A 26,412-nucleotide genomic window follows, 5' to 3' on the forward strand; every position below is an offset into this window, starting at 1 on the left:
CCCGGCGGGTGCCGGTGTGGCAGAGCATGCAGGAAGGGGATGCCCGTGGAGCATCCCCTTCCTGATATAAAGCCGCGGTGCCGGGGCCCGCGCCCCGCGCCGTGCAGGGCCGCAGGGCCATCCTGGTCCCGGCTAGGCGTTTTCGGCCTGGCGCTTTTCCTTGCGGGCCTGCTGGGCCCTTTGGACATTGCGCCGCATCTTGGCTTCGAAATTCCGGGACATGAGCTTCTGCTCGGACGGATAGCCGCAGAGATACTTGTACTCTTCCACATTGATGCCGTGATTGGCCAGATGGCGGGAGGTCAGGGAGCAGGCCGCCTTGCCGCACAGGCAGCAGGTGATGGTGCTGTCGGTGATGGCCTCCGCAGGATCGCAGACCAGGTCGGCCTTGCTGAATATTTTTTTGGGGGCCGGGGCGGGCTTTTTCTCCTCTTCGCCGGGGAGGGGCACGGCCGCGGGGGGCAGGGCGGCAGGCGCGGGTTCTTCGGCTTTCACGGGCTGCTCCGTCTGCGCATTGATGCGGCGCTCGATAGCCATATTGAGAACTTTTGCCTTTTCGTACTGCTCCATGATGAATTCGATGGGCTGATCGCTGTACTTGTTGAAAATAGCGTTGAAAATATCCTTGTCTTCCAGAGCCATGAAGATCCCTCCTTAGTATGGACAGAAAAGAAAGTATATGACTGTCGTTCCTATTTCAAGAGATAAATGTCAGGGAGAGTGTTAGTCACCATATCCGAAAACAGGTTTCTATTCGAGTAAACAAAAGCTATTCTTGATAGGCTAAAAAATAGTACCAAAGAGGTTCAGGCAGCGCGGCACAGGATGGCAGAAGACGATGCGCCTGAAAAGGACGGGCGTTGGCGGAAGGGCAGGAAGGCGCCCAACAAAAAAAGCGCTCCTGCCCTCCTGGAAGGCGGGACCGCCTGCCCGGGAAAACACAAGCGCTTCATTGCGTGCGTCTGGTGGTGCCAAACATGGCATGAATGGCGGAGAGGGTGGGATTCGAACCCACGTACCGGCTATTAACCGATAACTCGATTTCGAGTCGAGCGCGTTACGGCCAACTTCGCTACCTCTCCGCTCTTGGGAGCTGTGCATGCACAGCAGGGCCGAAGGCAATATTTAGTCTGTTTCAGGGAAAAAAGCAATATGTTTTCTTCTGTCGCCGGGCGGCGTCAGGCCTCGTCCGGCCTGGGCTCGGGCAGCCAGTGCGCCAGCACGGTCTCCCTGTGGGCGTCCAGCAGGTCCAGCACGGGCCTGGGCACCAGAAAATCCACGTTCAGTCCGTGCAGCCAGCGGTGGCGGATGCGCGAGGCGCTGACGGAGATCCACGGCAGGGGCACGAAATGGACCAGTCCGCCACCGGGCAGGCGCATGCGGCGGCTCCCGGGCAGGACGGGCTCGCACGGCTGCGCCCCGGGCCACATGCTTTGCGTGGCGGCAAGAAAGTTCTTTTCCGAGCCTTCCCCGCGCGGCACCACCACCAGCTGGCAAAGACAGGGCAGCTCCAGGCCCCGGTGCCAGTGGGGCAGCAGGGCATAATCCGGGCTGCCGAGGATGAAGAACAGGGGCCGTTCCGGCGTCTCTTCGCGGCAGGCCCGCAGGGTGTCCCAGGTATAGGAAAGGCCGGGGCGCCCGGCCTCCATGCGATTGCAGGAAAGGCCCGGCAGGCCGTCCAGGCAGGCTTCCACCATGGCGGCCCGCAGATCGAAGGGCAGCAGGCCGCCCGCCACCTTGTGCGGCGGTGTGGCGCAGGGCGTCAGCTCCACGCCGGCGGCCAGGGGCCGCAAGGTCTCCGCCATCTCGATGGCCAGACGCAGATGTCCCACATGCGGCGGATTGAAACTGCCGCCGAACAGGGCCCGGCCCGCTGCCTTTATCCCGTCCATGTCTATTGCCGCACCTGCCCCTGGCCGAAGACCACGAACTTGGTGGTGGTCAGTTCCTGCACGCCCATGGGGCCATAGGCATGGAGCTTGGACGTGGAGATGCCGATCTCCGCGCCAAGGCCCAGCTGGCCGCCGTCATTGAAGCGGGTGGAGGCATTGACCGCCACCATGGAGGCGTCGGCCTCGCGCAGGAAGCGCATGGCGTGCCCGTGATCGTTGGTGCAGATGATCTCCGTGTGGTTGGAGCCGTAGCGGGCGATGTGCGCCAGGGCCTGGTCCATGTCGTCCACCACGCGGACGGCCAGGATCAGGGCGTGGAACTCCTGCCCCAGGTCGTCAGGGGTCTGGGGCCTGGCCGTGGGGCCCAGCAGCGGCAGGGAAGCGGGGCAGGCGCGGAACTCCACACCGGCCTCGCCCAGACGCCGGCCCACACGGGGCAGGAAGGCCGCGGCGCAGTCCTTGTGCACCAGCAGGCACTCCAGGGCATTGCAGACGCCGGGACGCTGCACCTTGCCGTTGAAAACGATGTCCAGGGCCTTGTCCAGGTCCGCGTCAGCGTCCACGAAGGCATGGCAGACGCCCTTGTAATGCTTGAGCACCGGCATGGTGGCGGCTTCGGTCACGGCACGCACCAGACCTTCGCCACCGCGCGGGATCATGACGTCGATGTACTGGTCGAGCTTGCACAGCTCGGTGACCGCGGCGTGATCCGTGGTCGTCACCAGCTGGGCCGCATCAGCGGGCAGGCCGGCCTCTTCCAGGGCCTGGCGCAGCAGGGCGGCCAGAGCGGTGTTGGAGTGCAGGGCCTCGCTGCCGCCGCGCAGGATCACGGCATTGCCCGCTTTCAGGCAGAGGATGGCCGCATCGATGGTCACGTTGGGACGGGCCTCGTAGATCATGGCGATGACGCCCAGCGGCACGCGCATGCGCCCCACCAGCAGGCCGTTGGGGCGCTGCCACTGGCTGTCCAGGGCGCCCACGGGGTCGGGCAGGCCGGCCACATGCAGGCAGGCGGCACGCATGTCGGCCAGTACCGCGGGATGCAGGGTCAGGCGGTCCATGCGGGGGGCGTCCAGGCCACGGGCGCGGGCCGCGTCCAGATCCTGCGCGTTGGCGGCGCGCAGCCCGGCTTCCCGCTCCTCGAGCAGGGCGGCCAGACGGGTGAGGGCGGCGTTCTTGGCCGCGGGGCTGGCCTTGGCCAGCAGGCGGGCGGCTTCCTTGGCCTTTTGGCCGAGCAGGGTCATTTCGTGTGCCAAAGTCATGAGGGGCTCCTTGGGTTGGCTCGTCTCTCTATACGCTGCCGCAGGAACGAGGGCAAGGGGACGCGCACCGGGCGCAGGCTGCCGCCGCCCCGCGGCCCTTGCGGGAAAGATGCCCCGTCCGTCCGTGCCTGACCGCTGCTGCGGGGCGCTCCCCGTGCGCTGTGGGGCGGGGCATCCCGGCCTGGACAGGGGGGATGCGCGGCCTGCAGGCCCTGCCGCAGGGAAAAGACAGGACGGGTATTCCCTACCGCGGGCAGGGGTTTTTCTTTGACAGAAGGCCGTCCCCTATCCTACATAAATAGACCGCACCGTGACAGCTCCGGCGACCGCGGGCGAAGCTTTTGCAAGGAGCACTGAAAGAAATGAATCCTGTCAGACCTCAGAATACCCCTGAATCTCCTACCCTGCTCAATGACCTCAAGGCCGAGGTGAGCGCGGAAAGCGCGCCGCTGCTGCAGTTCATCGTGCGCCACAGCGGGCTGATCGTGGGCGTGGTGGTCATCCTTCTGGTGGCCCTGGTGGGCACGGCCGTATGGCGCTGGCATCAGGGCGGCCTGCAGGCCGAGGCCCAGACCGAGCTGGCGCGTATCGGCATCACCATGAAGGGCGGGGATCGCCTCAAGGCGCTGGACGACCTGGCAGCCAAAGCTCCCGAGAACATGCGCTACAGCATCTATCTGATGCAGGCCGAGTTCGCCATGCAGGATCAGGACTACAGCCGGGCCGAGCAGGCCTATGCCACGGCGGCCAGGCTGGACGCCGATGGTGCCATGGGCCTGATGGCCGCCCTGGGCCAGGCCGGCGCGCTGATCAAGCTGGATTGTCCCGCCGATGCCGTGACCCTGCTGCAGGGCCTGGAGAGCCGCGCCACCGAAGACGGCCGTGCCACTCTGCGCATGCTGCTGGGCGAGGCCGCCGAAGCGGCGGGCAAGACCGATGTGGCCATTGCCGCCTATGAAGCGCTGGCCGCCTCGCAGCCCGGTCTGGACGGTGAGTTTTACCGCTCGCGCGCGGATGCGCTGGGCGGTGGCAAGACCGCACCCGTGAAGGACGGGGCGGAGAACAAGTAAGAACGTTGGCGGCCCCTCTGCCGACGCGCACGGGCCGGGAGGACACATGAGCAAACATCCTCTGCTGCACGGGGCGCGTGGCGAGCGCCACGTTTTGCTGGGCAATGAAGCCATCGTACGCGGCGCACTGGAAGCCGGCGTGCATATGGTCACCTGCTATCCGGGCACGCCTTCTTCCGAGGTGCCGGATACCTTTTACAAACTGGGAGGCGAGGGCCGCTACAGGATCGAGTACGCGGTCAACGAGAAGGTCGCGTTCGAAGTGGCCGCCGGTGCGGCCCTGGGCGGTGCCCAGGCCCTGGTGACCATGAAGCACGTGGGCCTCAACGTGGCGGCCGACCCGCTGTTCACCTCGGTCTATACCGGCCTGCCCGGTGGTCTGGTGGTGCTCTCCGCCGATGACCCCGGCTGCCACTCCAGCCAGAACGAGCAGGACAACCGTTACTACGCGCGTTTCGCCTCCCTGCCCTGTTTCGAGCCCGTGTCCGCCCAGGAAGCCAAGGACATGACCCGCGAGGCCTTCCGCCTGGCCCGTGAGCTCCAGCAGCCCGTGCTGCTGCGCACCACCACCCGCGTCAGCCACATGCGCGGCAACGTGGAGTTCGACGACCTGCCGGCGGAGCCCGCGCCCATCGTGGACTTCCAGCGCAACCCCGGCCGCTTCGTGCCCGTGCCCGCCGTGGCCCGCGGCCGTCACCGCTCCCTGCTGGAGATCATGGAAAAGGCCCGCGCCTTTGCCGAATCCAGCCGCTTCAGCCGCGAATACGGTCCCGAGGGCTGCCGCCTGGGCATCATCGCCAGCGGTGTGGCCCGCAACTATCTGGCCGACGCCCTGGCTTCCGGCGGCTGGGAAGAGCGCGTGCGCGTGCTCGAGCTGGGCATGACCTGGCCCCTGCCCGAAGCCCGCATCGAAGCCTTCCTGCACTCCTGTGACCGCGTGCTGGTGCTGGAGGAAGGCGAGCCCCTGCTGGAAGGCAGCGTGCGCGCCCTGGCCCAGAAGTGCGGCTGCAAGGCCCGCATCGAAGGCAAGGACGAGACCCTCACCGTGCTGGACGAATACTCCACCACCCTGGTGCTGCGCCGCGTGGCCGATTATCTGGACTGCCCCTGCCCGGTCAAGGCCTCCTCGCCCGTGGTCCGCGAGCTGCCCGTGCGTCCGCCGAACCTTTGTGCCGGCTGCTCGCACCGCGCCGTCTATTACGCCGTCCGCCACACCTTCGGTGACGACGCCTGCTATTCCAGCGACATCGGCTGCTATACCCTGGGCATGCTGCCGCCCCTGCGCATGGCCGACTTCCTGGTCTGCATGGGCTCCTCCGTGTCCGCCGGCAGCGGCTTTGCCCGGGCCTCCGGCAAGCCGGTGGTGGCCTTCATCGGCGACTCCACCTTCTTCCATTCCGGCATGACCGGCCTGGCCAACGCCGTGTTCAACAAGCACGACATCCTGGTGGTCATCCTCGACAACGGCACCACCGCCATGACCGGCCATCAGCCCAACCCCGGCATGCTGCAGGACATCCTCGGGGAAGAGGCCATGCATCTGGATATCGAATCCGTGGTGCGCGGTCTGGGCGTCACCGAATGCGTGAAGGTCCGTTCCTACAACCTCAAGGCCCTGCATTCGGCCCTGGAAGACATGCGCGGCAAGAAGGGCGTGCGCGTCATCATCGCGGAAGAACCCTGCGTGCTCTATGCCCGTCGCCGACTCAAGAAGACCGCGGCCCAGGTGGCCTATGTGGCCGAGCAGGGCGCCGATGCCCAGCGCTGCCTGGAAGAACTGGCCTGCCCCGCCTTCTACCGCAACGGCGAGGATGTGGCCGTGGACGAGAATCTCTGCACCGGCTGCATGGTCTGTCTGCAGGTGGCCCCCAAGGCCTTCAAGGCCAGAAAGCGCGCCTAGGCGAGGTGTATTATGCAACATAGCGACAAACAAAAGCGTCTTCGTATCTTCTTCACCGGCGTGGGCGGACAGGGCACCCTGACCGCCACCACCCTGCTGGCCCGCACTGCCCTGGATGCCGGGCAGGACGTGGTGGCCGGCGAAGTCCACGGCATGGCCCAGCGCGGTGGCGTGGTGGAATCCGTACTGCTGCTGGGCGGCTGGCGTTCGCCCAAGCTGGACCTTGGCGAAGCCGACATCCTGCTGGGCTTCGAGCCCCTGGAGACCCTGCGCGGCCTGCCCTATCTGCGTCCCGGCGGCGTCATCTTCTCCAGCCGTGATCCCATGCCGCCCCTGAGCGTGTCGCTGGGCATGGCCGAATATCCTTCCATGGAAGAGATCGAACAGAAGTCCCGTACCGTGGCCAGCCAGTGCCATTTCCTGGCCTGCCGCGAGCTGGGCATCCAGGCCGGTGCCGCCCAGGCGGGCAATACCGTGCTGCTGGCCGCTGTCTGTGCCTCGGGCCTGCTGCCCTTCGGCATCGACGCCCTCAAGACCGCCATCGAAAAATACCTGCCCGCCAAGTTGCAGGCCTCCAACCTCAAGGCCCTGGAGCTCGGTCAGGCCGCCCTGCACATGTAACAGCAGCATGGCTGTGCTGTTTTGTTGAGGAGCGGGGGAACCCCTCGCCTGGCGCGAGAGGTGTTCCCCCGCCCCTCAAACTCCCCACCCCCTCCCCAGCGCGCTTCAGCGGGGAGGGGGATTTTTTTATGGAGATAAGTATGGACGATACGTTGCAACGCTTTTTGTCCAGTGCCGGAATAACGTGTTTTATCCGGGATTTTGAATGGTTTCTTGAGGCAGAACGATAGTAATGTGGCTGCGGCTCATTCCTTGCATAAGACCTATGGGTATACTGTGACAGCTTCCCAAACACGGGTTTCCAAAGCACGAAAGATCATTGCCAGCAAAATGGACCTGTACAGTTGTTTGGAATACATTTCTTGCAAGGCAGGAAGAATTCCGTCAAATATTCGTGAAAAAGCACGGAGATCGTGGGAAGAGCGCCGGTAGGAACGGACGATAAGAGAGCCTTTCGGCCACGGCCGAAAACAGAGTCTGCTCCTCCAAACGAAGAAAGGCGCTGTCCGCATACACGGGCAGCGCCTTTGTCGTCTTTTGGGCAGCCTCCCTGCCTGTGCGTCACTACGATCTATCAATAAAACGCGCTGGGGGAAGGGAGGGGAGTTTGAGGGGAGGGGACCCCCTTTCGCGTCAGGCGGGGGGCCCCTCCCCTCAAGAAAAAGGAAACTAGCGGTTGCCGAAGCCGGGGATGCTGTAGCGCTTTTCCAGCCAGCGCAGGCACCAGGTGGCCAGGGAGACCAGGATGAGGTAGTAGAGGCCCACGGCCAGGAAAACTTCGGTATTGCGGAAGGTGTCCGAGGCCAGCACCTTGGCTTCGCTCATGAGCTCGTTACAGGTCACGAGCATGGCGAGGGAGCTGTACTTGATGAGGTAGATGATCTCGTTGCCGCAGCCGGGCAGGGCACGGCGGGCGGCCTGGGGGATGACGATCCAGAACACCGTCTGGAAGGTGGTCATGCCCAGGGCCTGGGCGGCCTTGATCTGTCCCTGGCGGATGGAGAGCAGGGCGCCGCGGATGTATTCCGAATGGTAGGCGGCGCTGCACAGGATGAAGCTCAGCAGGGCGGCGCCGTAGGGCTCGAAATAGATGCCCATCTTGGGCAGGGCGTAATAGATCATCATCAGCTGCACGGCCAGCGGCACGCCGCGGATGATGGCGGTATACCAGTTGCCCAGCCGGCTGCACCAGGGACCGCCGAAAGCCCGCAGGCAGCCCAGCGCCACACCGCCCACGAAGCCCAGGATGCTGGCCGGGATGATGAGGGCGATGGACACCTTCAGGCCCTGGTTGAGGGCCGGGATGACCTCCTGGGTGAAGAAGGGGATGTCGATGACCACGCCTAGGCCCCCATGTCCAGCAGGTGCGCGCAGAAGTCGCGGGTGCGGGTATTGCTGCCTTCGGCCAGCAGGGTCTCGGGCGCGCCCTGCTCGATGATGACGCCGCGTTCCATGAACAGGATCTCATGGGCCAGGGCACGGGCGAAGTCCATCTGGTGGGTGGCCATGATCATGGTCATGCCGCCTCTGGAAAGGTCGCGGATGACGGAGAGCACTTCGCCCACCAGTTCCGGGTCCAGGGCGGAGGTAGGCTCGTCCAGCAGGATGACCTTGGGATCCATGGCCAGGGCACGGGCTATGGCCACGCGCTGTTTCTGGCCGCCGGAAAGCTGGGCGGGGTAGAGCAGGGAACGGCGGGCAAGGCCCACGCGGGCCAGCTCGTCCATGGCGCGTTCGCGGGCGGCCGCCGCGGACATGCCGCGCACCTTGCGCAGGGCGATGGCCACGTTCTCTTCGGCGGTCAGGTGGTCGAACAGGTTGAAGTCCTGGAAGATCATGCCCACCTGGGCCCGGAAGGCGCAGAGCTTGGCTTTGTTGGCGAAATCCAGCTTTTCGCCTTCAAGGATGATCTCGCCCCTGTCCGGGGGGATGAGGCAGTTGATGCACTGCAAGAGCGTGCTCTTGCCCGCACCGGAAGGACCGATGAGGACCTTGAGCTCGCCGCGTTTCATGGTCAGGGAGCAATTGTCCAGGATGGACTTGCCGCCCAGGCTTTTGCTGATGCCTTTTACCTGCAAGACGATTTCGTTCATGCGTTCTTTACCCCATGCTGCGTGTTGTTGGCCATGCTGCCCACCGTGCCGGCGGAGTAGCCGGGGATCTGGACCTTGTTTTCCAGACGGCGCAAGAGCTTGAGCACGATCAGCGTCAAAACGAAATAGATGACCCCGGCCAGGGCGAAAAATGCCAGATGTTCATGCGTGCGCTGGGCCACGGCATTGACGCGGGCCATGATCTCCATGGTGCCCAGCAGGTAACAGACGGCGGAGTCTTTGAGGAGGATGGAAAATTCGTTGGCCCAGCCCGGGATGGAAAGACGCAGGGCCTGCGGCAGGATGATGCAGGTGATGGCGGTCAGGTCGCGCATGCCCAGGGCGCGTGCGGCCTTGAGCTGCCCCTGGGGCAGGCTCTCGATGGCGCCCCGGAAGATCTGGGACTGGTAGGCCGTGCTGATGCAGCCCATGACGAGACAGGAGAGCAGGAAGGGCTGGATGATCCAGCCCATGGAGAGGAAAAGCCCCTGGGAAAGAAAGAGCAGCACCAGGATGGGGACGCCGCGGAAAAACCAGACATACAGTCCCACCAGACGGCGTGCCAGGGCGTTGCCGTACACCTGCAGCACGGCCATGGGGACGCCCAGCACCAGCCCCATGCCCAGCGCCAGGGCCACCGAGCCCACGGTCACCAGCGTGCCGCCCATGATGAAGGGGAAGGCATCCACGATGGTGTCGCCTACGATGGGGCGCAGGACGACGGCCAGACAGAGCCAGGCCTGCATGAGGATATCCCGCAGGAAGTCCAGGATCACGCTGAAGGGGAAGATATCGGACATGGGAAAAACGGGCTGTATGGACATGGCGAACCGCCGCGCAAGGGCGGCGGTTCACCGGAAAAAGCGGCACGGGCCGCTGTATCAGTCAGGGCTTACTTGCTCAGGTACTTGGCCTGCAGTTCCTTCCAGTAGGGATCGGCCTGCAGCTTGCGGAAGCCTTCGTCGATGAGGGCGCGCAGTTCCTTGTCGCCCTTGCGGATGGCCACGCCGAACTGGTCGGGCTCACCGTGCACGCCGGCCTTCTTCACGGCCTTGCCGCGGGCGATGGCGTCACCGGCGGGCAGGGAGTCCATGAGGGCGGCGTCGATACGGCCGTTGACCAGGTCTTCCACGGCCAGCGGGCAGGATTCATAGAAGCGCAGTTCGAAGGGGTAGCCCTTTTCCTTCTGTTCCTGCTTGATGGCTTCAGCCTCGGAGGTGCCGCGCTGCACGCCCAGCTTGATGGGCTTGGACAGGATGTCGGCAGGGGTCAGCTTGGAGTCGGCAGGCACCAGGAACACGCGGGAGACTTCCCAGTAAGGATCGGAAAAGTCCACCATCTTGCGGCGTTTCTCGGTGATGCTCATGCCGGAGGCGATCATGTCGATCTGCTTGTTGGCAAGGGCCAGCACGATGCCGTCCCAGGCCACGGGCTTGTGGACGACCTTGAAGCCCATGGTCTTGGCGATCCAGTTCATGGCATCGATGTCGAAGCCGGCGGGCTGGCCGGTCTTTTCATCGACATAGGCAAAAGGCGGATAGTTGGAGTCGATACCGTTGACGTAGGTCTTCTGGGCAAAGGCCGGCACGGAGGCCAGCAGGCCGAACAGCAGGGCGCAAACAAAAAGTTTTTTCATGGTGCTTCCCTTGTAAAATGTGAGGGCCGGGTATAACCTGATGCCGTATCGCGCGGCAACAAAATTTTTTAGCAAAAGCCGCGCACGGGCGCAAGAGAGAAGGCGTCACAAAGCCGCTCTCCCGCCCGCTCCCGCCTTTTTCTTCCTTACCTGGAGACACAACGCCAGATGGAATCCTCCCGTCTTGCACAGCGCATGCTGCAGAGCCTGGGGGTGCCGCCCCGGGTCATCCTGCTGGTGTGCTGCGATTTTTTCACGCTTTGCGCGTGCACGTTCCTTGTCCTGTGCCTGCGTGCCCTGTGGGGCGGCCTGGATGTCACCAGTTACGGCTGGATGCTCTCCATGCTCCTGCTGGCCCCGGTCATGGGGCTGGCGCTGGGCCTTTACGGGGTCATCTCGCTGCCCGCCTATGTGGAGAGCCGCAAGCTCTGCGTGTTGAGCACCCTGACCTTCGGCCTCATCCTGGCCCTGCTGTTCGCGGGCAAGGCCAGCGTGGCCTATTCCCGCATCGTGCTCGTGGGGGCCTGGCTGCTGAGCATCTTCCTGCTGCCGGTGGCGCGGCGCTTCTGCCGTCATTATTTCGGCAGGTTCCGCTGGTGGGGCACGCCGCTGGTGATCCTGGACCGCAGCAATACGGGCCGGGAACTGTGGCATTATCTCAAGCGCCATCCCTGGCTGGGGCTCTCGCCGGTGGACATCTTCACCCTGTCGCCCGACATCGAAGAGGCCGGGCGACAGCTGCGGGACGCGGAACGGCGCCATTCCGGGGCCATCGCCCTGATGCTGCAGCCATCCGATGCCGACGCGGCCCGCTATGTGCATGAGGCCACACGTTATTTCATCAAGATCCTGGTGGTGCCCGCCCAGAGCAGCGGCGTGCGGCAGCACTGGTTCCACGCCTGCGACCTGGGCACCATGACGGGCTTCATGCTCATGCAGAACCTGCGCCGCCGCTGGCGGCAGCGCCTCAAGCGGGCCCTGGACCTGGTGCTGTGCCTGCCCGTGGTCCTGATCTGCGCCGTGCCCGGCCTGCTGCTGGGCCTGCTGATCCGTCTGGACAGCGCCGGGCCCGTGCTTTACCGGCAACGCCGCCTGGGCAAGGACGGCAAGTCCTTCGACGTGTTCAAGTTCCGCACCATGCGCCAGGATGCGGACGAGGTGCTGGCCCGGTATCTGGAGGAGAATCCCGGCCTGCGCGAAGAGTGGGAAAAAGACCGCAAGCTGAAACATGACCCGCGCATCACGCGGGTGGGCCATTTCCTGCGCAAGAGCAGCCTGGACGAGCTGCCCCAGCTGCTCAACGTGGTCCGGGGCGAGATGAGCCTGGTGGGGCCGCGCCCCATCGTGGAGGACGAGATCGTCAAATACGGCGAGGTCTACGCGGACTACTGCCGGGTGCGCCCGGGCATCACGGGGCTGTGGCAGGTCTCGGGCCGGAACAATACGACCTATGAGGAGCGGGTCAGCCTGGACCGCTATTATGTGACCAACTGGTGCATCTGGATGGATCTGTGGATCCTGGCCCGGACCTTCCCGGTGGTGCTCACCGGTTACGGCGCATACTGACGGGCCTGCCGGACGCCGGGCACAGGCCCCGGAGGGGGGTGGCCCTGCGGGATGCCGGAAGCATCGCGCCCTGGAAGGGGCCCGGTCCACACGGCACCGCTGACCGGACACGGCTGTCCGCCGTTGCGTTGCCGGGAGACGGACAGGCATGGGGACGGGACACAGGACGAAAGAAAAGGACAGCCGTGCGGCTGTCCTTTTGTGTTTTTGGGGCTGTCCCGCCGCTTACAGGCGGGCCAGGGCCGCGTCCACCTCATGGCGGAAGCCGGTCAGGAAATGCTCGGTGGAGAACTTCTCCGCATGGGCATGCAGGCGCCTAGGATCGAAATCTCCTTCGCGCTGTTCGAAGCGGCGCAGGGCATCGGCCAGGCTCTCCGGGGTCTGTTCGGCAAAGAGCAGACCGGTCTCGCCGTCCACCACGGTCTCGGTGGCGCCGCCGCGTCCGTAGGCGATGACCGGGACGCCGGCCGACATGGCCTCCACCGGGATGATGCCGAAGTCTTCCTCACCGGGGAAGAGCAGGGCCCGGCTGCGTGCCATGAGCTCACGCACGGCGGCATCGTCCTGGCGGCCCACGAAACGCACGCAGGGACCTGCCTTGGCCCTGAGCTGCGGCATCATCTCGCCGTCACCGGCCACCACCAGCGGACGGCCGAGGCGGGTGCAGACCTCCACGGCCAGGTCCACGCGCTTGTACGAGGCCAGACGGCCGAAGCAGAGGTAGTGTTCCCCGCCCGGTTCGGCCCGGGGCGTGAAGGCGTTCGTGTCCACCGGCGGATGGACAACGGCGGCCTCGCGGCGCCAGTATTTGCGGATGCGCCGGGCCACATGGCGGGAATTGGCCACGAAGTGGTCCACCCGCTGGGCGCTGAGGAAGTCCCACTGCCGCAGGGAAGGCAGCAGCAGGCGCATGGCCAGGCGGGAGAGCCGCCCCGTGCTCCGCATGTAGGCGGGCCAGTTGTCCCACAGATAGCGCATGGGCGTGTGGCAGTAGCAGACGTGCAGGCAGTCGGGCCGGGTGATGACCCCCTTGGCGGGCCCGGACTCGCTGGAGATGACCAGATCGTAATCCGTCAGGTCCAGCTGCTCCAGGGCATGGGGCATGAGGGGCAGGTATTTTTTGTACAGCCTGCGGCTGGCGGGCAGGCTGTCGATGAAGGTGGTGCTGATCCTGTGCTGCCGGAACCGGGGCAGGAGTTTTTCCCTGTCCACCACATGGGTGAAGATGTCCGCCTGCGGATAGAGGCGGCACAGGGCCTCCAGCACTTTTTCACCGCCGGCCATGTTGACCAGCCAGTAATGCACCAGAGCGACCTTCATGCTAGGCCTTGGGGCGGTCGCCGATGGCGGCGGTGATCTGGGCCTCGGCGGCCAGCTTGCCGTCCACGTACGCGCGGGCGTCCATCTTGCAGAGCTTGAGCTTCATGCGGATATTGTCGCAGTGCAGTTCCAGACGGTCGCCGGGCAGCACCTGACGGCGGAACTTGACGCCGTCCAGGCCGGTGAAGAAGAAGAGCTTGTCCGACAGGTCGCCTTCCATGCCGGAGACCGCCAGCAGGGCGCCGGCCTGGGCCAGGGCCTCAAGGATGAGCACGCCGGGCATGATGGGCGCGCCGGGAAAATGGCCCTGGAAGAAGGGTTCGTTGATGGTCACGTTCTTGTAGGCCCTGATATGGGAGCCAGGCACGCATTCCAGCACGCGGTCCACCAGCAGGAAGGGATAGCGGTGGGGCAGGATGGAAAGGATGCGCTGGATGTCCATGGTGATAGGCGTTGCGTCCGACATGGAAAAACTCCTTTGATGGGTATGATGGCGCAGTTTAGCCCGATGCCCGGCGCAAGACAAGGCGGGCAAAAAAAAGCCCCCTGCGGACAGGGGGCTCGAGATCCGGCGGTACGGGGGGGCTACTTGCTGCCCTTGGCCTTTTCGTCCTTGTGCATCTTGTTGACTTCGGCCAGCACGTCCTGGGTCAGGTCCATGCTCTGGTCGGCGTAGAGGACGCCACCGGCGGTGATGTCCACCACGAAGTTGAAGCCCTTGCGCTGGGCCACGTTGTAGGTGGCATTGAAGACCAGGGTGACCATATCCTGGCGCAGCTTGACTTCGTCCTGTTCCACCTTGCGCAGGAAGTTGCGGGTCTTCTGGTCCAGTTCCTGCTTCTTGCGGATGAAGGCCAGCTTCTTTTCATCAGAGGCCTTGGGGCCCTTCAGTTCTTCGGCGGCCTTCTTCAGGGCCTCGCCCTGCTTTTCCAGGGCGGCACGTTCCTTGCCGTACTTGCTTTCCATCTGCTTTTTGGCGGCCTGGGCAGGTTCGCTCTGGGTGGCGACGGCCTGCATGTCCACGACGCCGATCTTGGCGGCAGCAGGTTCAGCGGCATTGGCGGCAACGGCCCCCGCCATCATCAGGCAGACCGCAAGGGTCAGATACATCAGTTTGCGCATGGAAAAAACTCCCTTTGATCGAATGCTCCGCGGATCGAGGATGCCGCCAGGCAGTGATTGTGTAGATTTTCTGGTAGCAAGAGGAGCGCCTCTTGTTTACCGCTCATCACATAGCACCAGAGGCAGGGGGCGTCAAGGAATTCTGGGCCGTGCGGTTCTGCCGCACGCGATCGCGGTAGCTCAGGATGCCTTCGGCCAGCCCCTCGGCCAGGATCATGCGGTAGCGGGCATCGAGCAGGTTGCGGGCCTCATGCGGGTTGGAGCAGTAGCCCACTTCCACCAGGACGCAGGGCATGCGCGCGCCCAGCAGGACGATGAAGGGGGCCGCCCGGGTACCGTTGTCGCGCACGGCATAGCCGCGGCGCTTCAGACGGGCCAGGGACTGTTTCTGGATATCGCCGGCCAGGCGGCGGCTCTCGTACTGGCGGGCCGTGAGCATGCTGTCGGAAAGGACCTTCTGCACCTCGCCCAGGTTCCTGTCGGTGCGGGCGTTTTCCTGGCTGGCCACACGCACGGCCCGGGGGTCGCGGGAGATGTCCAGGTAATAGGTCTCGAAGCCGTTGATGCCGCGGTCCTCGTGCGCATTGACATGGATGGAGACGAACAGGTCGGCTCCGGCCCGGTTGGCTTTGCCGGTACGGTCACGCAGGCTCACGGCCACGTCCTTGCGACGGCTGTAGATGACCTCCAGACCGTTGTCCTCCAGCAGGCGGCCCAGACGCAGGGCGATGTCCAGGGTGATGTTGCGCTCGACCACATCGTTGTGGATGGTGCCCGGATCACGGCCGCCGTGCCCGGCATCGAGGAACACGCGCTGCACGGAAAGGCCCGGCTGTCCGGCCACCAGGTTGCCGGCCGGGACGGCCGTGCCCCTGCCGTCGGAGGCATCCGTCGGCAGGACGCCCGCAGCGGCGTCGGGGGCCAGCTGGCGGCGCAGGGCCACGGCCTGGGGGCGCATGTCGCCACGGGGATATTCCTTTTCCAGACGGGCCAGCAGGCGCACGGCCCCGGCGCGGTCCTTGAGCTCCCCGGCACTGATCTGCGCCGCCAGCAGCAGGGCATCGTCAGCCAGGGCGCTGCCGGGGAACTCTTCCGGCACCCGCAGCAGCAGGGTACGGGCCGTGCGGTAGTCGGCGGCAAGGTGGGAGCAGTCGGCCAGCGCGCGGGCACTGACACCGGCACGGAACAGGGCCGCCGCACTGATCGTGGCGCCGGGACGGCTCTGGTAGACCTGCAGGAAATCGCCCCGCAGGTTTTCCCAGGGTTCGCGCCAGCAGGAACGGCGCTTGTCGGCACGCAGGAGCTCCATGGTCTTCTTGGCTTCCTCGTAGCGCTGCAGGGCCTGGCGGGCATCCTCCGCCGGAGGGGCGTCGGATATCTGACGGGCGGGCGGCCCGGAAGGCTGGACCGCATCCTTGCCCGGGGCAAGTTCCTGCCGCAGGCGGCGGGCCTCGGCGGCCATGTCACCGTTCGGATAGTCCCGGCAAAGCGTGTCCAGCAGCGTCAGCGCACCCCGGCTGTCCTTGAGCCTGCCGGCACGGATGCGGGCGGCGCGCAGCAGGGCGTCGTCGGCCAGGCAGCTGCTGTCGTGCCGGCGCGCCACGTCCTCGAATGTCCCGGCGGCCTTGCGGGCGTCGGCCAGGGCGAAGGAGCGGCGGGAAAGCTCTTCGTAGCATTCCGCGGCCTTGAACAAAGCCGCGGGACGGTTGGGCCAGGTGGAGGCGTCCTGGTGGATGTCCCGGAAGACGGCGGCCATCTCTTCCCAGGGGGCGCGCTGCATGCCGCGCGTGCCGTCCCGGCGCAGTCGCTCCATGTCTTCCTTGGCGGCTTCATAGCGCTGCGCGGGGGACAGCACGGCGCCATGACTGATGGTGTGGCAGAAGGCCGCCAGCAGGGAAAAGGCCAGGATGAACCCCAGGGGGGGCAGGATACGGGCCATCATGCCGGGGGACTGGGGACGGGGAGCGGGGGTGACTTTTTTCCTGGCCATGACACGGAACTCGCTGGATGGTGGCTGCTCCCGGGAGGGGAACCTTGCCGCAGCCTATCCTTTGCAGGTTGTGTGCCATGCGATGGATGACATGAAAGAGACAGTTTTTCCAAAGTGTTAGCTGTGCCATTTCCCGATGGACGGACGAAGGCGTCTGTTTTCCGACATAAAAAAAGCTCCCCGAAGGGAGCTTTTTTGACGCGAAGGAGACCAGCCCGGCCTAGAAGAACTGGCCCATGCTGAATTCCAGACGGCCCTGCTCGCGCTCGCCGTCATAGTCCTTGGAGAGGGGGTAGCCGTAGGCCAGGCGCAGGTCGCCCATGGGCGAACGCCAGCGCAGCTCCAGACCGGCGGAATAGACGATCTTGTCGTTGAGGTCGTCGGCCATGGTCTTGTGGTCGATGTTGAAACCGGCATCGAAGAAGGGCACCAGGGCAAGGCCCATGTCCTTCTGGAAGGTCCAGATGTATTCCACGTTCAGCACGCCCATGCGGTCACCGCCGATCTGGTCGCCGCCGTACTTGTCGTCGCGGGGCGAAAGGTCGGAGTAGGAGTAGCCGCGCACGGTGTCCATGCCGCCCAGCCAGAAGCGTTCGAACACGGGCACGCGGCTGCTGGTGTTCTGGAACACGCCGCCCACGCGGGCGCGCAGGTGGAAGGTGTTCTCGGGATTGATGGACCAGAAGCCCTGCCAGTCGGCCACGGCCTTGATGAAGTTGTCGGTACCGCCCAGGCCGCCGCCGCCGTATTCGGCCCACAGGCGGGCGATGGTGCCCTTGGTGGGACGGGCGCGGTCGTCGGTGGTATCGCGCAGGATGCGGGCGGAAATGGCGCTGGTCCAGTTGGTGCCCTTGTAGTCGGAGATGTAGGGCGAGGCGTCGGCATCCACGTCATACAGGTCGTAGCGTTCCAGGCGGTAGCCCAGGCCCACGGACGTATATTCCCCGATGGGATAGCCGAAGCGGATGGTGTCGCCGATGGTCTCCTTGGTGAAGTCGTCCCAGTAGTCGTAAATGTAGTAGATGTCGTTGCCGAAGGACAGATCGGTGTCGTAGACGCGCGGGTTGGTGAAGGAGAGCACGCCCGACGTGCGGCGCCAGGAGAAGAAGCCCTGCAGCTGCACCTGATAGCCGCGGCCGAAAAGGTTGCGCTCCATGATGGAGGCCGTCACGCCCACGTCATAGTAGGTGGAGTAGCCGATACCGCCCATGAGGGCGCCGGTGTTGTCTTCCTTGACCTTGATCTTGAGGTCCACTTCGTCGGGCCGGTCGGTGGGGATCAGCTCGCTGTCGATGGCGGAGAAGTAGCGCAGGCGGTTCAGGCGCTCGGCGGAGCGGCGCATCTTCTCGCCGTCGTACTGGTCGCCGTCGCCCAGGCGCATCTCGCGCAGGATGACGTTGTCACGGGTCTTGGTGTTGCCGTCGACCATCAGGCGCCGGATGAAGACCTTTTCCTTCTTGTTGACCATGTAGCCCACGTCCACCATGGGCTCGTCGCCATCCACCTTCATGACGCGGGTATCCACTTCGGCAAAGGCATAGCCGCGGTCGGTGTAGAAGTTGGTCAGGCGCTTGCTGTCTTCCTGCATGACGGTGATGGAGAAGTAGTCGTTGTCCTTCTTCCATTCGTCCATCTCGACCACATCCAGCATGGCCTGCTCTTCGTCGATGATGTCACCGCCGAACTTGATGTCGTGGATCTTGTAGCGGGGGCCTTCGTGGACCTTGAAGGTCACATAGATGCCGTCTTCCTTGTACTGCACGTCGGGAGCGGCCACCTGGATGTCCACGAAGCCCTGGTTCAGGCCGTAGGCGGCGATGGCGTTGGTGTCGCGCTCCAGGTGCTCTTCCTTGAGCACGCCGGTGCCCGTGAACCAGGAGAAGATGTTGCGGGGCTTGAGGGCCAGGTATTTGTCCATGTCGCTCTTGTCCAGCTGCTCCAGGCCCTCGATCTTCACTTCCTTGATGTAGAGCTTGTTGCCTTCTTCCACCTGGATGACCAGCACGGCGCCGCGGCCGCCGGAGCGGCTGTCCAGGCGGTAGCTGGAGCGGGCCAGGTAATAGCCTTCCTTGCGGTAGAGCTCGTTGATCTTCTGCAGGTCGTCGGCGATGAGCTGTTCGTTGAGCACGTTGCCGGACTTGGTGCCCATGGCGGCGATCACGTCCTCGGCGTCAATCTCGTGGTTGCCTTCCACGATGATGTTCTCGATGCGGGGTTTTTCCGCCACGGTGAAGACCAGCACGTTGCCTTCCATGTGGGCCTGGACGTCGCTGAAGTAGCCCAGTTCCCAGATGCGCTTGACTTCTTCGTTGATGTCATTGGCGGAGGGGGTGTCGCCCTTGCGGATGGAAAGGCGCATGAGGACCACTTCGGGGTCCATGACCTGCAGGCCGCGCACCTGCACGTCGGCCAGGGCGCCCTTGGCGGTGCCCATGGGCACGAAGTCGGCACGGCCGATGGGGTCGGTGGGCTCGGTGCGGGGAGCGCTGCTGGCCGCAGGGGCGGCGGCACCGGCACCGGCCAGCATGCCGGACGCCTGGCCGGCCATGGCGGCGGCGCATTCGTTGAGGCTCAGCAGGGAGGGGCGGTCGAAGTTGGCGGGCCTGGCCTGGCCTTCGTTCACCGGTACCAGCAGGGACTGCAGGGAAAAGCCTTCGCCGTTCTGCGTGAAGCTGCCGAACAGCACCAGGTCGGCTCCCGCTTTCCTGCCCAGTTCGCGGGCGGCGGCCATGTCGATGCTGCCGCCGCGGGAAGACAGCAGGCTGCGGGCCTTGTCCATGGGGATGACGGCAAGGCCGCGCTGCTGCATCTCCGTACCGATGATCTGCGGCACATCCCGGGCCGCATCGGGCATCTCGGGGCCGGCAGTGACCTGGAAGGGCAACACCAGCACCGTGTTTCCCGCGGCCTGCAGGGGGGCAGCCCACAAGGCCAGCAGGGCGAAACAGAACAGGCCCAGCCAATTACGCAAATGTTTTTTCATACAGAGTCCCCGCTCTCAGTTCCAGACTGCGATTCATGGTGGCGGCCAGCTCGCGGTTGTGGGTGACAATCACGAGGGTCATGCCCAGCTCGCGGTTCAGTTCGCGCATCAGGGTGCTGACCTGCTCGCCGGTATTTTCGTCAAGGTTGCCCGTGGGTTCGTCGGCCAGCAGCACCCGCGGGCGCAGCAAAACGGCACGGGCAATGGCCACCCGCTGCCGCTCCCCGCCGGACAGGGTGGAGACCTTGCTCTCCACACGGTGGGCCAGGCCCACACGTTCCAGCATGGTTCGGGCATCGGGCAGCACATCGGCCCGGCAGGCACCGCCTATCAGGGCCGGCATGGCCACATTTTCCAGGGCCGAGAATTCCGGCAGGAGATGATGGAACTGAAACACGAAGCCCAGCGTCCTGTTGCGGAAGCGGGCCTTCTCGTCAGGCGTCATCCCGGACATGTCCCGGCCGTCAAAAAAGATTTTTCCACTGCTTGGAGTATCAAGAGCCCCCATAAGATGCAAGAGGGTACTCTTGCCGGAGCCGGAGGTCCCCACGATGGCCAGTGATTCCCCCTCTTCCACGGACAGATTGATATCCTTGAAGATCTCCAGGTTCTCCGGGCCGGAGAACCGCTTGCCCACATGTTCGAATTTGTAGAGCTCGGCCATGATCGCTGATCACTCGTAGCGCAGGGCTTCCGCGGGCTCGAGGCGTGCGGCCTGCCGCGCCGGGTACAGGGTTGCCAGGAAACAGAGCAGCATGGCGCTGGCCCCGATGATGAGCACGTCCTGCCAGGAGATGATGATGGGCAGGTGGTCCAGGGTGTAGACGTTCTCGGGCAGCTTGATGAAGCGGTAGCGCTTCAGCGCCCAGCCCAGGCTCAGGCCCATGCCGTAGCCCAGCAGGGTGCCCACGAAGCCGATGATGGTGCCCTGGAGCATGAAGATGCGGCGGATCATGGAACGGGTGGCGCCCATGGACATGAGGATGGCGATGTCGCGTGTCTTCTCCATGACCAGCATGACCAGGGAGGTCACGATGGAGAAGGAGCCGATGAGCACCACCATGGTCAGCAGGATGAACATGCCGATCTTTTCCAGCTTGAGGGCCGCGAAAAGGTTGGCGTTCATCTCCATCCAGTGGCGCACGTAGAAGGGGGAGCCCAGGGTGTCCTGCACGCTCCGGGCGATGGCGTCGGCCTTGTAGACGTCATCCACCATGATCTCGATGCCGGTCAGGAAACCGTCGGGCAGGCCGAGGATGTCGCGCGCGGCCTTGAGGTCCACAAAGGCCAGGGTGGCGTCGTATTCGAACATGCCGGTCTTGAAGATGCCCACCACCTCGAAGGGGCGGATGCGCGGCGAATAGCCGGTGGCGCCCTTTTCGCCCGAGGGGGAGAGCAGGTTGACGCGGCTGCCCAGCCCGATGCCCAGACGCTTGGCCAGTTCCTCGCCGATGACGATGCCCGGCGTGCCCTCGCGCTTCAGACCGGCCACGGAGCCGCGGCGGATCTCGCGCAGCATGCTCAGGACCCGGGGCGCGCTCTCGGGGTCGATGCCGCGCAGCACCAGGCCTTTGACGCCGCCGGCCGCGGAGAGCATGACCTCGGTATAGATGAAGGGCGTGGCGCCGCGCACATGCTCCACGGCCTCCACCCGCCGCACCAGGTCGGGGTGCTGCTGGAAGGCCGCGGGCACATAGGACATGACGATGCCGTGGGCATTGGCGCCGATGATCTTGTCGCGCATGTCGGTGGTCAGGCCGTTGTAGACGCCCAGGACCACCACCAGGGCGCCGACGCCGAGGGCGACGCCCAGGATGGACATGATGGAGATAATGTAGATGAAGGTCTGCTTGCGGCGCGAGAACAAATATCTCAGCGCCACGAACAGCTCAAAGGGCATGCGCATGCTTGTTTAGAACTCCGGACGCAGCAGCGGGAAGAGGATGACTTCGCGGATGGAGGCGGAGTCCGTCAGCAGCATGACGAGGCGGTCGATGCCGATGCCTTCGCCGGCTGCCGGGGGCATGCCGTATTCCAGGGCGCGCAGGAAGTCCTCGTCCATGGCGTGGGCTTCGTCGTCGCCGGCCTCCTTCTCGCGCACCTGCTCTTCGAAGCGCAGACGCTGGTCCACGGGGTCGTTGAGCTCGGAGAAGGCGTTGGCCAGTTCACGACCGGTGATGAACAGTTCGAAGCGGTCCGTCAGGTCGGGATGCTCGTTGTTGCGGCGCGACAGGGGCGAGATCTCGGTGGGGTAGTGGTAGATGAAGTGGGGCTGGATCAGCTTCTCTTCCACATCCAGGTCAAAGAGCTTGGCGTGCAGCTTGGGCAGGCTCTCGCTGTCGGTGGCCTTTTCGCCGCGGCTGCGGATGTAGTCGCGCACCTTGTTGTAGTCGTTGTAGAATTCGGGGCTGTGGCCGCCGATCTTGGTCAGTGATTCGTAAAAGGACATGCGGGTCCACTTGCCGGGGGTGAGGTCGATCTCCTGGCCCTGGTAGGTGATGACCGTGCCGCCGCAGACCTTGCGGGCCAGACGGGCGAAGAGTTCTTCGGTCAGGTCCATGAGGTCATGGAAGTTGGCATAGGCCCAGTAGAACTCACAGGAGGTGAACTCCGGGTTGTGGCGGGTGTCGATGCCTTCGTTGCGGAAGTTGCGGTTGAGCTCGAAGACCTTCTCGAAGCCGCCCACCAGCAGGCGCTTGAGGTAGAGCTCGGGCGCGATGCGCATGTAGAGCTTGAGGTCCAGGGCGTTGTGGTAGGTCTCGAAGGGGCGGGCGGCGGCACCGCCGGCCACGGCCTGCATCATGGGGGTCTCCACTTCCATGAAGCCGCGCTCCTCGAGGAAGCGGCGGAACTCGCTCACGATCATGCTGCGCTTGCGGAAGATCTCGCGGGCGCGCTCGGTGACGATGAGGTCCACATAACGCTGGCGGTAGCGGGTCTCCATGTCCTTGAGGCCGTGATACTTTTCCGGCAGGGGGCGCATGGAGCGGGTGATGAGCTTGAGGTTGCGGCAGGAGATGGTCAGCTCGCCCGTCTTGGTGTGGAAAAGATGGCCGGACACGCCGACGATGTCGCCCACGTCCAGCTTCTTCACGACATTATAGACATCTGCGGGCAGCTCTTCGCGGCTGGCATAGCACTGGATGCGGCCGCTCTCGTCCATGAGGTGGAAAAAGGCCACCTTGCCGAAGGAGCGCAGCGAGACGATGCGGCCGGCGATGGCGAACACGTCCCCCTTGGCCTCCAGCTCTTCGGCGCTCAGGCTGCCGAAATTGTCCAGCACCCAGCTGACGGCATGTTCCTTGCGGAAATCATTGGGGAACAGCGGTACACCGGCATCCAGCAGGTCACAGGCTTTGACGACGCGGTTTTTGATGACTTCGTTGAGCATGTCGCGCTGGGCAAAGCCCTCAAGCATGGGCATGAAATAGGCGGCGTGCTGCGACTTGGTGTTCAGCTTGATCTTTTGCTTCTTAGGACTCTTTTCCCGGTTTTCCACTGCAAACTCCTGACTTCGGGCATGGCCCGGCCCGCTTTCGGGCTCAACGGTTGAATGGCTAGAGGTATGCCATTCAGGCCCTGCCGTCAAGGTTCCGGGCCGGGAGGGCCCGGCGGGCGGAGGGTGCCTTTCGGCCCGGAAAGTGATAAAGTAGTCATACTTGAATTCCATTGAATCATAGTTTACCGTTTTCAAAACGTAACCCCCGCAAGGACCAAGCATGAAAAAACTGACCATCTCTTTTCTCGGCCGGGACTGTCCCGGCATCGTTTCCGCGGTAAGCCAGATCCTCGGGCAGACCGGCTGCAATATTATCGAGGTCACCCAGACCATCCTTTGCGGTGAGTTCGCGGCCATTTTCATCGTCCAGGCTCCTGAAAACGTGACGGAAGAATCCCTGCACAGCCAGCTGGCCCTGGGCCTGGTGGATGCCAAGCTCGACCTTTCGGTGCTGGTGCGCCCGGCGGTGGAAGGCCGCTGGGAAGATTCCGTGGTCAGCCAGCCCTTCGTGGTCACGGTGGACGGTCCCGACCGTCCGGGCCTCATCGCGGCCATGAGCCGCGTCTTCGCCCGTCACGGCGTCAACATCGACAGCCTCAAGGCCGTCCTGGGCCAGGAGCACAGCAACCACGCTCTGTTCGTGTTCGAAGTCAAGGTCCCCGAAAAGGCCGACCTGGGCCGCCTGCGTCGCGAGCTGGCCAGCGAGGGCCAGGCCCAGGGCCTGCGCGTCAGCGTGCAGCACCGCGACATCTTCGAAGCCGTCCACCGCATCGGCTCCTTCTAGGATCCTGCCCTTCCCGGGAGCGCGGCAGGGCCGCCTCCGCAAGTATCATAAGGAATATCCATGCTTTCTGAACGCGAAGTTATCAACACGCTCAACATGCTCCGCAACGAGCATCTGGACGTGCGCACCGTGACCCTGGGCGTGAGCCTGTTCGACTGCGTCAGCCACGACATCGACCTCTTCACCGGCAACGTCAAAGCCAAGCTGCACCGCTATGCCTCCCAGCTGGTCAACGTCTGCAACGAGGTGGGCGACAAGTACGGCATCCCGGTGGTCAACAAACGTATCAGCGTCAGCCCCATCGCCGTGGTGGGGGCCCCCTTCGGCCCCGACGGCATGGTGCGCGTCTGCCAGGCCCTGGACGAAGCGGCCAAGGAAGCCGGCGTCGACTTCCTGGGCGGTTTTTCCGCCCTGGTGGAAAAAGGGTTCGCCAACGGTGACCGTGCCCTCATCGAGGCCCTGCCCGAAGCCCTGGCCACCACGGACCGCATCTGCTCCTCCATCAACGTGGCCTCCTCCCGTTCCGGCATCAATATGGATGCCGTGGCCCTGATGGGCGAACAGATCCTCAAGGTGGCCCAGGCCACGGCCGACCGCGGCGGCCTTGGCTGCGCCAAGCTGGTGGTCTTCGCCAACATCCCGCAGGACGTGCCCTTCATGGCCGGTGCCTATCTGGGCGTGGGCGAGCCCGATGTGGTCATCAACGTGGGCGTCTCCGGCCCCGGCGTGGTCAAGAAGGCCATCGACCGCGCCCTGGAGCACAGCCGCCACGGCGGCAGGCCCATGACCCTGCTGGATGTGGCCGAAGTCATCAAGCGCACGGCCTACAAGGTGACCCGCGTGGGCGAGATGATCGGTAACGAAGTGGCCCAGCGCCTGGGCCTGCCCTTCGGCGTGGCCGACCTTTCCCTGGCGCCCACCCCGGCCGTGGGCGACAGCGTGGGCGAGATCTTCCAGAGCGTGGGGCTGTCCAGCATCGGGGCGCCCGGCACCACGGCCGTGCTGGCCATGCTCAACGATGCCGTGAAAAAGGGCGGCGCCTTCGCCTCCTCGTCCGTGGGCGGCCTGTCCGGCGCCTTCATCCCTGTTTCCGAGGACTCCAGCATCGAGGCGGCGGCCACCTCCGGTCTGCTGAGCCTGGAAAAGCTGGAAGCCATGACCAGCGTCTGCTCCGTGGGCCTGGACATGATCGCCATCCCCGGTGATACCCCGGCCAGCACCATCTCCGGCCTCATCGCCGACGAGATGGCCATCGGCATGATCAACCACAAGACCACGGCCGTGCGCGTCATCCCCGTGCCCGGCAAGGGCGTGGGCGAGGAAGTGAGCTTCGGCGGCCTGCTGGGCAAGGCGGCCATCATCCCCGTGCCCAAGGGCGACGCCAGTGCCTTCATCGGCCTGGGCGGCCGCATCCCGGCCCCCATCCACAGCCTGAAGAACTAGCCGGCAGCTGACGACAATAAAAAAGGACGGGATCTTTTCCCGTCCTTTTGTGCTTTTGGGGGGAAGGAGCCCGGCTTCCCCAGATGTCCGGGCCGCTCATGCGGACATCCGGCGGCCGTTTTGCCGGCCGGTCATGCCGGGGCCCTCTCTTGCTGGCATGTCGGCAGCGGCATGGGTGACGGGAGCAGGGCATCCTCCTCCAGCCCTGTGCGGCGCGCTGGCTTTTTGTCCGTGCTGCGACATCAGGAGGAGAGGGACAATGGCCGGACGAGGCCGGACAGACGAGGGAGGCAGGAGGATGCCGGAAGGGGATTTTTTCCGCTGCGATCAGGCGGCCGTGGATTATCTGGCCCGCAAGGACAAAAAGCTGGCAGCGGCCATGCAGGCCATCGGTCCGGTACGGCGGGAGGTCATGCCGGATCTTTTCCAGGCCCTGATGCATGCCATCACGGGCCAGCAGATCAGCATGGCGGCCCAGCGCACGGTCTGGGGACGTTTGTGCGGCCTGCTGGGCGAGGTCACGCCGCAAAATTTGCTGGCCCGGCCGCAGGCGGCCTTGCAGGCCCTGGGGCTTTCCGCGCGCAAGGTGGACTACATGCGCGGCATCGCGCGGCAGGTGGTGGACGGGGAACTGGATCTGCCGGGCATGGCCGCCCTGGAGGACGCCGAAGTCTGCCGCCGCCTTTCCGCCCTGCGCGGCATCGGCGTCTGGACGGCCGAGATGCTGCTGCTCTTCTCCCTGCAGCGGCCCGACATCCTGAGCTATGACGATCTGGCCATCCGGCGCGGCCTGCGCATGCTCTACCGGCACAAAGAGATGCCGCGGGAACGCTTCGAGCGCTACCGCAGGCGTTTCTCTCCCTATGGTTCGCTGGCCTCGCTCTATCTGTGGGCCATCGCCGGCGGGGCCCTGCCGCAGCTGGACGATCCGGCGGAACGCGGAAAAGGCGGTGTCCGCCCTTCCGGGCGTGGCAGAGGAACGCCGGTGAAGTCCTGAGCGCTGCCGCCTGTTGCGGGGGCGCACGGCCGTCCAGTCTGCGTGAACGGGGGCGTTTCGGAGGCCCGGGAACGGACGGGGATTTCGTGTCGGGCCTGCCTGCGCGCACGGAGGCTTTTTCCCTGATGGCGCTGCTGCCTGTCGTGCTCATGGCATGCACAGGGACGACTTGCGTACCGCCGCACCCCAGACCCTCCGCATACTAAAAAAGGCCCTGCGGCGTGTTCCGCAGGG

The 26,412-nt window shown here is 64.8% G+C and carries 22 protein-coding genes and 1 tRNA gene; 7 read left to right on the forward strand and 16 right to left on the reverse strand.

The features are described 5' to 3' along the window. Positions 1 to 132 precede the first annotated feature (132 nt). The 4 genes from DESPIGER_RS11950 to DESPIGER_RS11965 all read right to left on the reverse strand — a co-directional run bounded on the left by DESPIGER_RS11950 (position 133) and on the right by DESPIGER_RS11965 (position 3,154). Positions 133 to 642 (reverse strand): MucR family transcriptional regulator, encoded by a 510-nt coding sequence (locus DESPIGER_RS11950; RefSeq protein WP_072337251.1) that lies wholly within the window; start codon positions 640 to 642, stop codon positions 133 to 135. 345 nt (positions 643 to 987) lie between these two features. Continuing rightward, positions 988 to 1,082, reverse strand: a tRNA-Ser gene (locus tag DESPIGER_RS11955). Positions 1,083 to 1,178: 96 nt separating this feature from the next. Further along, positions 1,179 to 1,892 (reverse strand): nicotinate-nicotinamide nucleotide adenylyltransferase, encoded by a 714-nt coding sequence (locus DESPIGER_RS11960; RefSeq protein WP_072337252.1) that lies wholly within the window; start codon positions 1,890 to 1,892, stop codon positions 1,179 to 1,181. Positions 1,893 to 1,894: 2 nt separating this feature from the next. Then, positions 1,895 to 3,154: a glutamate-5-semialdehyde dehydrogenase gene (locus DESPIGER_RS11965; protein WP_072337254.1), complete on the reverse strand. Its 1,260-nt coding sequence runs from the start codon at positions 3,152 to 3,154 to the stop codon at positions 1,895 to 1,897. A gap of 362 nt (positions 3,155 to 3,516) precedes the next feature. On the opposite strand from DESPIGER_RS11965, the gene DESPIGER_RS11970 reads away from it, so the two are divergent. From DESPIGER_RS11970 to DESPIGER_RS11980, 3 genes are read left to right on the forward strand one after another with little or no spacing between them, the layout of a single operon-like run. After that, positions 3,517 to 4,224 carry a tetratricopeptide repeat protein gene (locus DESPIGER_RS11970; protein WP_072337255.1) on the forward strand — a complete coding sequence of 236 codons (708 nt, stop codon included), beginning with the start codon at positions 3,517 to 3,519 and terminating at the stop codon, positions 4,222 to 4,224. Between the two features lie 46 nt (positions 4,225 to 4,270). Next, positions 4,271 to 6,124: an indolepyruvate ferredoxin oxidoreductase subunit alpha gene (gene iorA / locus DESPIGER_RS11975; RefSeq protein WP_072337257.1), complete on the forward strand. Its 1,854-nt coding sequence runs from the start codon at positions 4,271 to 4,273 to the stop codon at positions 6,122 to 6,124. Between the two features lie 12 nt (positions 6,125 to 6,136). Beyond that, positions 6,137 to 6,745, forward strand: a complete 609-nt coding sequence (locus DESPIGER_RS11980) for an indolepyruvate oxidoreductase subunit beta (protein WP_072337259.1) — start codon at positions 6,137 to 6,139, stop codon at positions 6,743 to 6,745. A gap of 669 nt (positions 6,746 to 7,414) precedes the next feature. Here the strand turns inward: DESPIGER_RS11980 and DESPIGER_RS11985 are convergent. From DESPIGER_RS11985 to DESPIGER_RS12000, 4 genes are all read right to left on the reverse strand, one after another. Beyond that, positions 7,415 to 8,086 carry an amino acid ABC transporter permease gene (locus DESPIGER_RS11985; RefSeq protein ID WP_072337260.1) on the reverse strand — a complete coding sequence of 224 codons (672 nt, stop codon included), beginning with the start codon at positions 8,084 to 8,086 and terminating at the stop codon, positions 7,415 to 7,417. A 2-nt stretch (positions 8,087 to 8,088) separates the two neighbouring features. Next, entirely contained in the window at positions 8,089 to 8,838 is a 750-nt protein-coding gene (locus DESPIGER_RS11990) for an amino acid ABC transporter ATP-binding protein (protein WP_072337262.1), read from the reverse strand. Beyond that, positions 8,835 to 9,506: an amino acid ABC transporter permease gene (locus DESPIGER_RS11995; RefSeq protein ID WP_407934725.1), complete on the reverse strand. Its 672-nt coding sequence runs from the start codon at positions 9,504 to 9,506 to the stop codon at positions 8,835 to 8,837. The genes DESPIGER_RS11990 and DESPIGER_RS11995 overlap by 4 nt, the downstream gene beginning before the upstream one ends. A gap of 224 nt (positions 9,507 to 9,730) precedes the next feature. Then, positions 9,731 to 10,474 carry an ABC transporter substrate-binding protein gene (locus DESPIGER_RS12000; RefSeq protein WP_072337264.1) on the reverse strand — a complete coding sequence of 248 codons (744 nt, stop codon included), beginning with the start codon at positions 10,472 to 10,474 and terminating at the stop codon, positions 9,731 to 9,733. A gap of 195 nt (positions 10,475 to 10,669) precedes the next feature. Between DESPIGER_RS12000 and wbaP the strand changes: the two genes are divergently transcribed. Then, a complete protein-coding gene (wbaP, locus tag DESPIGER_RS12005) occupies positions 10,670 to 12,040 on the forward strand; it encodes an undecaprenyl-phosphate galactose phosphotransferase WbaP (RefSeq protein WP_083575450.1) in 1,371 nt (456 codons plus the stop codon). 225 nt (positions 12,041 to 12,265) lie between these two features. Here wbaP and DESPIGER_RS12010 read toward each other — a convergent pair whose 3' ends face one another. The 8 genes from DESPIGER_RS12010 to lysS all read right to left on the reverse strand — a co-directional run bounded on the left by DESPIGER_RS12010 (position 12,266) and on the right by lysS (position 22,879). Continuing rightward, on the reverse strand, positions 12,266 to 13,360 hold the full coding sequence (locus tag DESPIGER_RS12010) for a glycosyltransferase (protein WP_072337268.1): 1,095 nt from the start codon (positions 13,358 to 13,360) through the stop codon (positions 12,266 to 12,268). 1 nt (position 13,361) lies between these two features. Beyond that, the gene (gene fabZ, locus DESPIGER_RS12015) at positions 13,362 to 13,826 is read right to left on the reverse strand and encodes a 3-hydroxyacyl-ACP dehydratase FabZ (RefSeq protein WP_072337270.1); all 465 of its coding nucleotides are present in this window, start codon (positions 13,824 to 13,826) and stop codon (positions 13,362 to 13,364) included. 119 nt (positions 13,827 to 13,945) lie between these two features. After that, positions 13,946 to 14,482, reverse strand: coding sequence for an OmpH family outer membrane protein (locus tag DESPIGER_RS12020; RefSeq protein ID WP_072337272.1), 537 nt, complete (start codon positions 14,480 to 14,482; stop codon positions 13,946 to 13,948). A 106-nt stretch (positions 14,483 to 14,588) separates the two neighbouring features. Beyond that, positions 14,589 to 16,472 (reverse strand): N-acetylmuramoyl-L-alanine amidase, encoded by a 1,884-nt coding sequence (locus DESPIGER_RS12025; RefSeq protein ID WP_072337274.1) that lies wholly within the window; start codon positions 16,470 to 16,472, stop codon positions 14,589 to 14,591. 220 nt (positions 16,473 to 16,692) lie between these two features. Then, a complete protein-coding gene (gene bamA / locus DESPIGER_RS12030) occupies positions 16,693 to 19,455 on the reverse strand; it encodes an outer membrane protein assembly factor BamA (RefSeq protein ID WP_072337276.1) in 2,763 nt (920 codons plus the stop codon). Further along, on the reverse strand, positions 19,436 to 20,119 hold the full coding sequence (locus DESPIGER_RS12035; protein WP_072337278.1) for an ABC transporter ATP-binding protein: 684 nt from the start codon (positions 20,117 to 20,119) through the stop codon (positions 19,436 to 19,438). The genes bamA and DESPIGER_RS12035 overlap by 20 nt, the downstream gene beginning before the upstream one ends. Positions 20,120 to 20,128: 9 nt before the next feature. Beyond that, entirely contained in the window at positions 20,129 to 21,355 is a 1,227-nt protein-coding gene (locus DESPIGER_RS12040; protein ID WP_072337760.1) for a lipoprotein-releasing ABC transporter permease subunit, read from the reverse strand. A 12-nt stretch (positions 21,356 to 21,367) separates the two neighbouring features. Next, positions 21,368 to 22,879, reverse strand: a complete 1,512-nt coding sequence (gene lysS, locus DESPIGER_RS12045) for a lysine--tRNA ligase (RefSeq protein WP_407934726.1) — start codon at positions 22,877 to 22,879, stop codon at positions 21,368 to 21,370. A gap of 295 nt (positions 22,880 to 23,174) precedes the next feature. Here lysS and DESPIGER_RS12050 point away from each other — a divergent pair, with 295 nt between their 5' ends. The 3 genes from DESPIGER_RS12050 (at position 23,175) to DESPIGER_RS12060 (ending at position 26,178) form a co-directional block, all read left to right on the forward strand. Next, positions 23,175 to 23,738 (forward strand): glycine cleavage system protein R, encoded by a 564-nt coding sequence (locus DESPIGER_RS12050; protein ID WP_072337280.1) that lies wholly within the window; start codon positions 23,175 to 23,177, stop codon positions 23,736 to 23,738. A 60-nt stretch (positions 23,739 to 23,798) separates the two neighbouring features. Further along, entirely contained in the window at positions 23,799 to 25,181 is a 1,383-nt protein-coding gene (locus DESPIGER_RS12055) for a PFL family protein (RefSeq protein ID WP_072337282.1), read from the forward strand. A 298-nt stretch (positions 25,182 to 25,479) separates the two neighbouring features. Continuing rightward, positions 25,480 to 26,178 carry a DNA-3-methyladenine glycosylase family protein gene (locus DESPIGER_RS12060; protein ID WP_072337284.1) on the forward strand — a complete coding sequence of 233 codons (699 nt, stop codon included), beginning with the start codon at positions 25,480 to 25,482 and terminating at the stop codon, positions 26,176 to 26,178. The last annotated feature ends 234 nt before the right edge of the window (positions 26,179 to 26,412 follow it).

It is taken from the genome of Desulfovibrio piger, assembly GCF_900116045.1.
Lineage (GTDB): Bacteria > Desulfobacterota > Desulfovibrionia > Desulfovibrionales > Desulfovibrionaceae > Desulfovibrio > Desulfovibrio piger_A.

Coding starts and splice junctions, on each gene's coding strand:
- DESPIGER_RS11950 (WP_072337251.1), bottom strand. CDS start 642: ATGGCTCTGGAAGACAAGGATATTTTCAACGCTATTTTCAACAAGTAC.
- DESPIGER_RS11960 (WP_072337252.1), bottom strand. CDS start 1,892: ATGGACGGGATAAAGGCAGCGGGCCGGGCCCTGTTCGGCGGCAGTTTC.
- DESPIGER_RS11965 (WP_072337254.1), bottom strand. CDS start 3,154: ATGACTTTGGCACACGAAATGACCCTGCTCGGCCAAAAGGCCAAGGAA.
- DESPIGER_RS11970 (WP_072337255.1), top strand. CDS start 3,517: ATGAATCCTGTCAGACCTCAGAATACCCCTGAATCTCCTACCCTGCTC.
- iorA (WP_072337257.1), top strand. CDS start 4,271: ATGAGCAAACATCCTCTGCTGCACGGGGCGCGTGGCGAGCGCCACGTT.
- DESPIGER_RS11980 (WP_072337259.1), top strand. CDS start 6,137: ATGCAACATAGCGACAAACAAAAGCGTCTTCGTATCTTCTTCACCGGC.
- DESPIGER_RS11990 (WP_072337262.1), bottom strand. CDS start 8,838: ATGAACGAAATCGTCTTGCAGGTAAAAGGCATCAGCAAAAGCCTGGGC.
- DESPIGER_RS11995 (WP_407934725.1), bottom strand. CDS start 9,506: ATGGGCGGCACGCTGGTGACCGTGGGCTCGGTGGCCCTGGCGCTGGGC.
- DESPIGER_RS12000 (WP_072337264.1), bottom strand. CDS start 10,474: ATGAAAAAACTTTTTGTTTGCGCCCTGCTGTTCGGCCTGCTGGCCTCC.
- wbaP (WP_083575450.1), top strand. CDS start 10,670: ATGCTGCAGAGCCTGGGGGTGCCGCCCCGGGTCATCCTGCTGGTGTGC.
- DESPIGER_RS12010 (WP_072337268.1), bottom strand. CDS start 13,360: ATGAAGGTCGCTCTGGTGCATTACTGGCTGGTCAACATGGCCGGCGGT.
- fabZ (WP_072337270.1), bottom strand. CDS start 13,826: ATGTCGGACGCAACGCCTATCACCATGGACATCCAGCGCATCCTTTCC.
- DESPIGER_RS12020 (WP_072337272.1), bottom strand. CDS start 14,482: ATGCGCAAACTGATGTATCTGACCCTTGCGGTCTGCCTGATGATGGCG.
- DESPIGER_RS12025 (WP_072337274.1), bottom strand. CDS start 16,472: ATGGCCAGGAAAAAAGTCACCCCCGCTCCCCGTCCCCAGTCCCCCGGC.
- bamA (WP_072337276.1), bottom strand. CDS start 19,455: ATGAAAAAACATTTGCGTAATTGGCTGGGCCTGTTCTGTTTCGCCCTG.
- DESPIGER_RS12035 (WP_072337278.1), bottom strand. CDS start 20,119: ATGGCCGAGCTCTACAAATTCGAACATGTGGGCAAGCGGTTCTCCGGC.
- DESPIGER_RS12040 (WP_072337760.1), bottom strand. CDS start 21,355: ATGCCCTTTGAGCTGTTCGTGGCGCTGAGATATTTGTTCTCGCGCCGC.
- lysS (WP_407934726.1), bottom strand. CDS start 22,879: ATGCCCATGCTTGAGGGCTTTGCCCAGCGCGACATGCTCAACGAAGTC.
- DESPIGER_RS12050 (WP_072337280.1), top strand. CDS start 23,175: ATGAAAAAACTGACCATCTCTTTTCTCGGCCGGGACTGTCCCGGCATC.
- DESPIGER_RS12055 (WP_072337282.1), top strand. CDS start 23,799: ATGCTTTCTGAACGCGAAGTTATCAACACGCTCAACATGCTCCGCAAC.
- DESPIGER_RS12060 (WP_072337284.1), top strand. CDS start 25,480: ATGCCGGAAGGGGATTTTTTCCGCTGCGATCAGGCGGCCGTGGATTAT.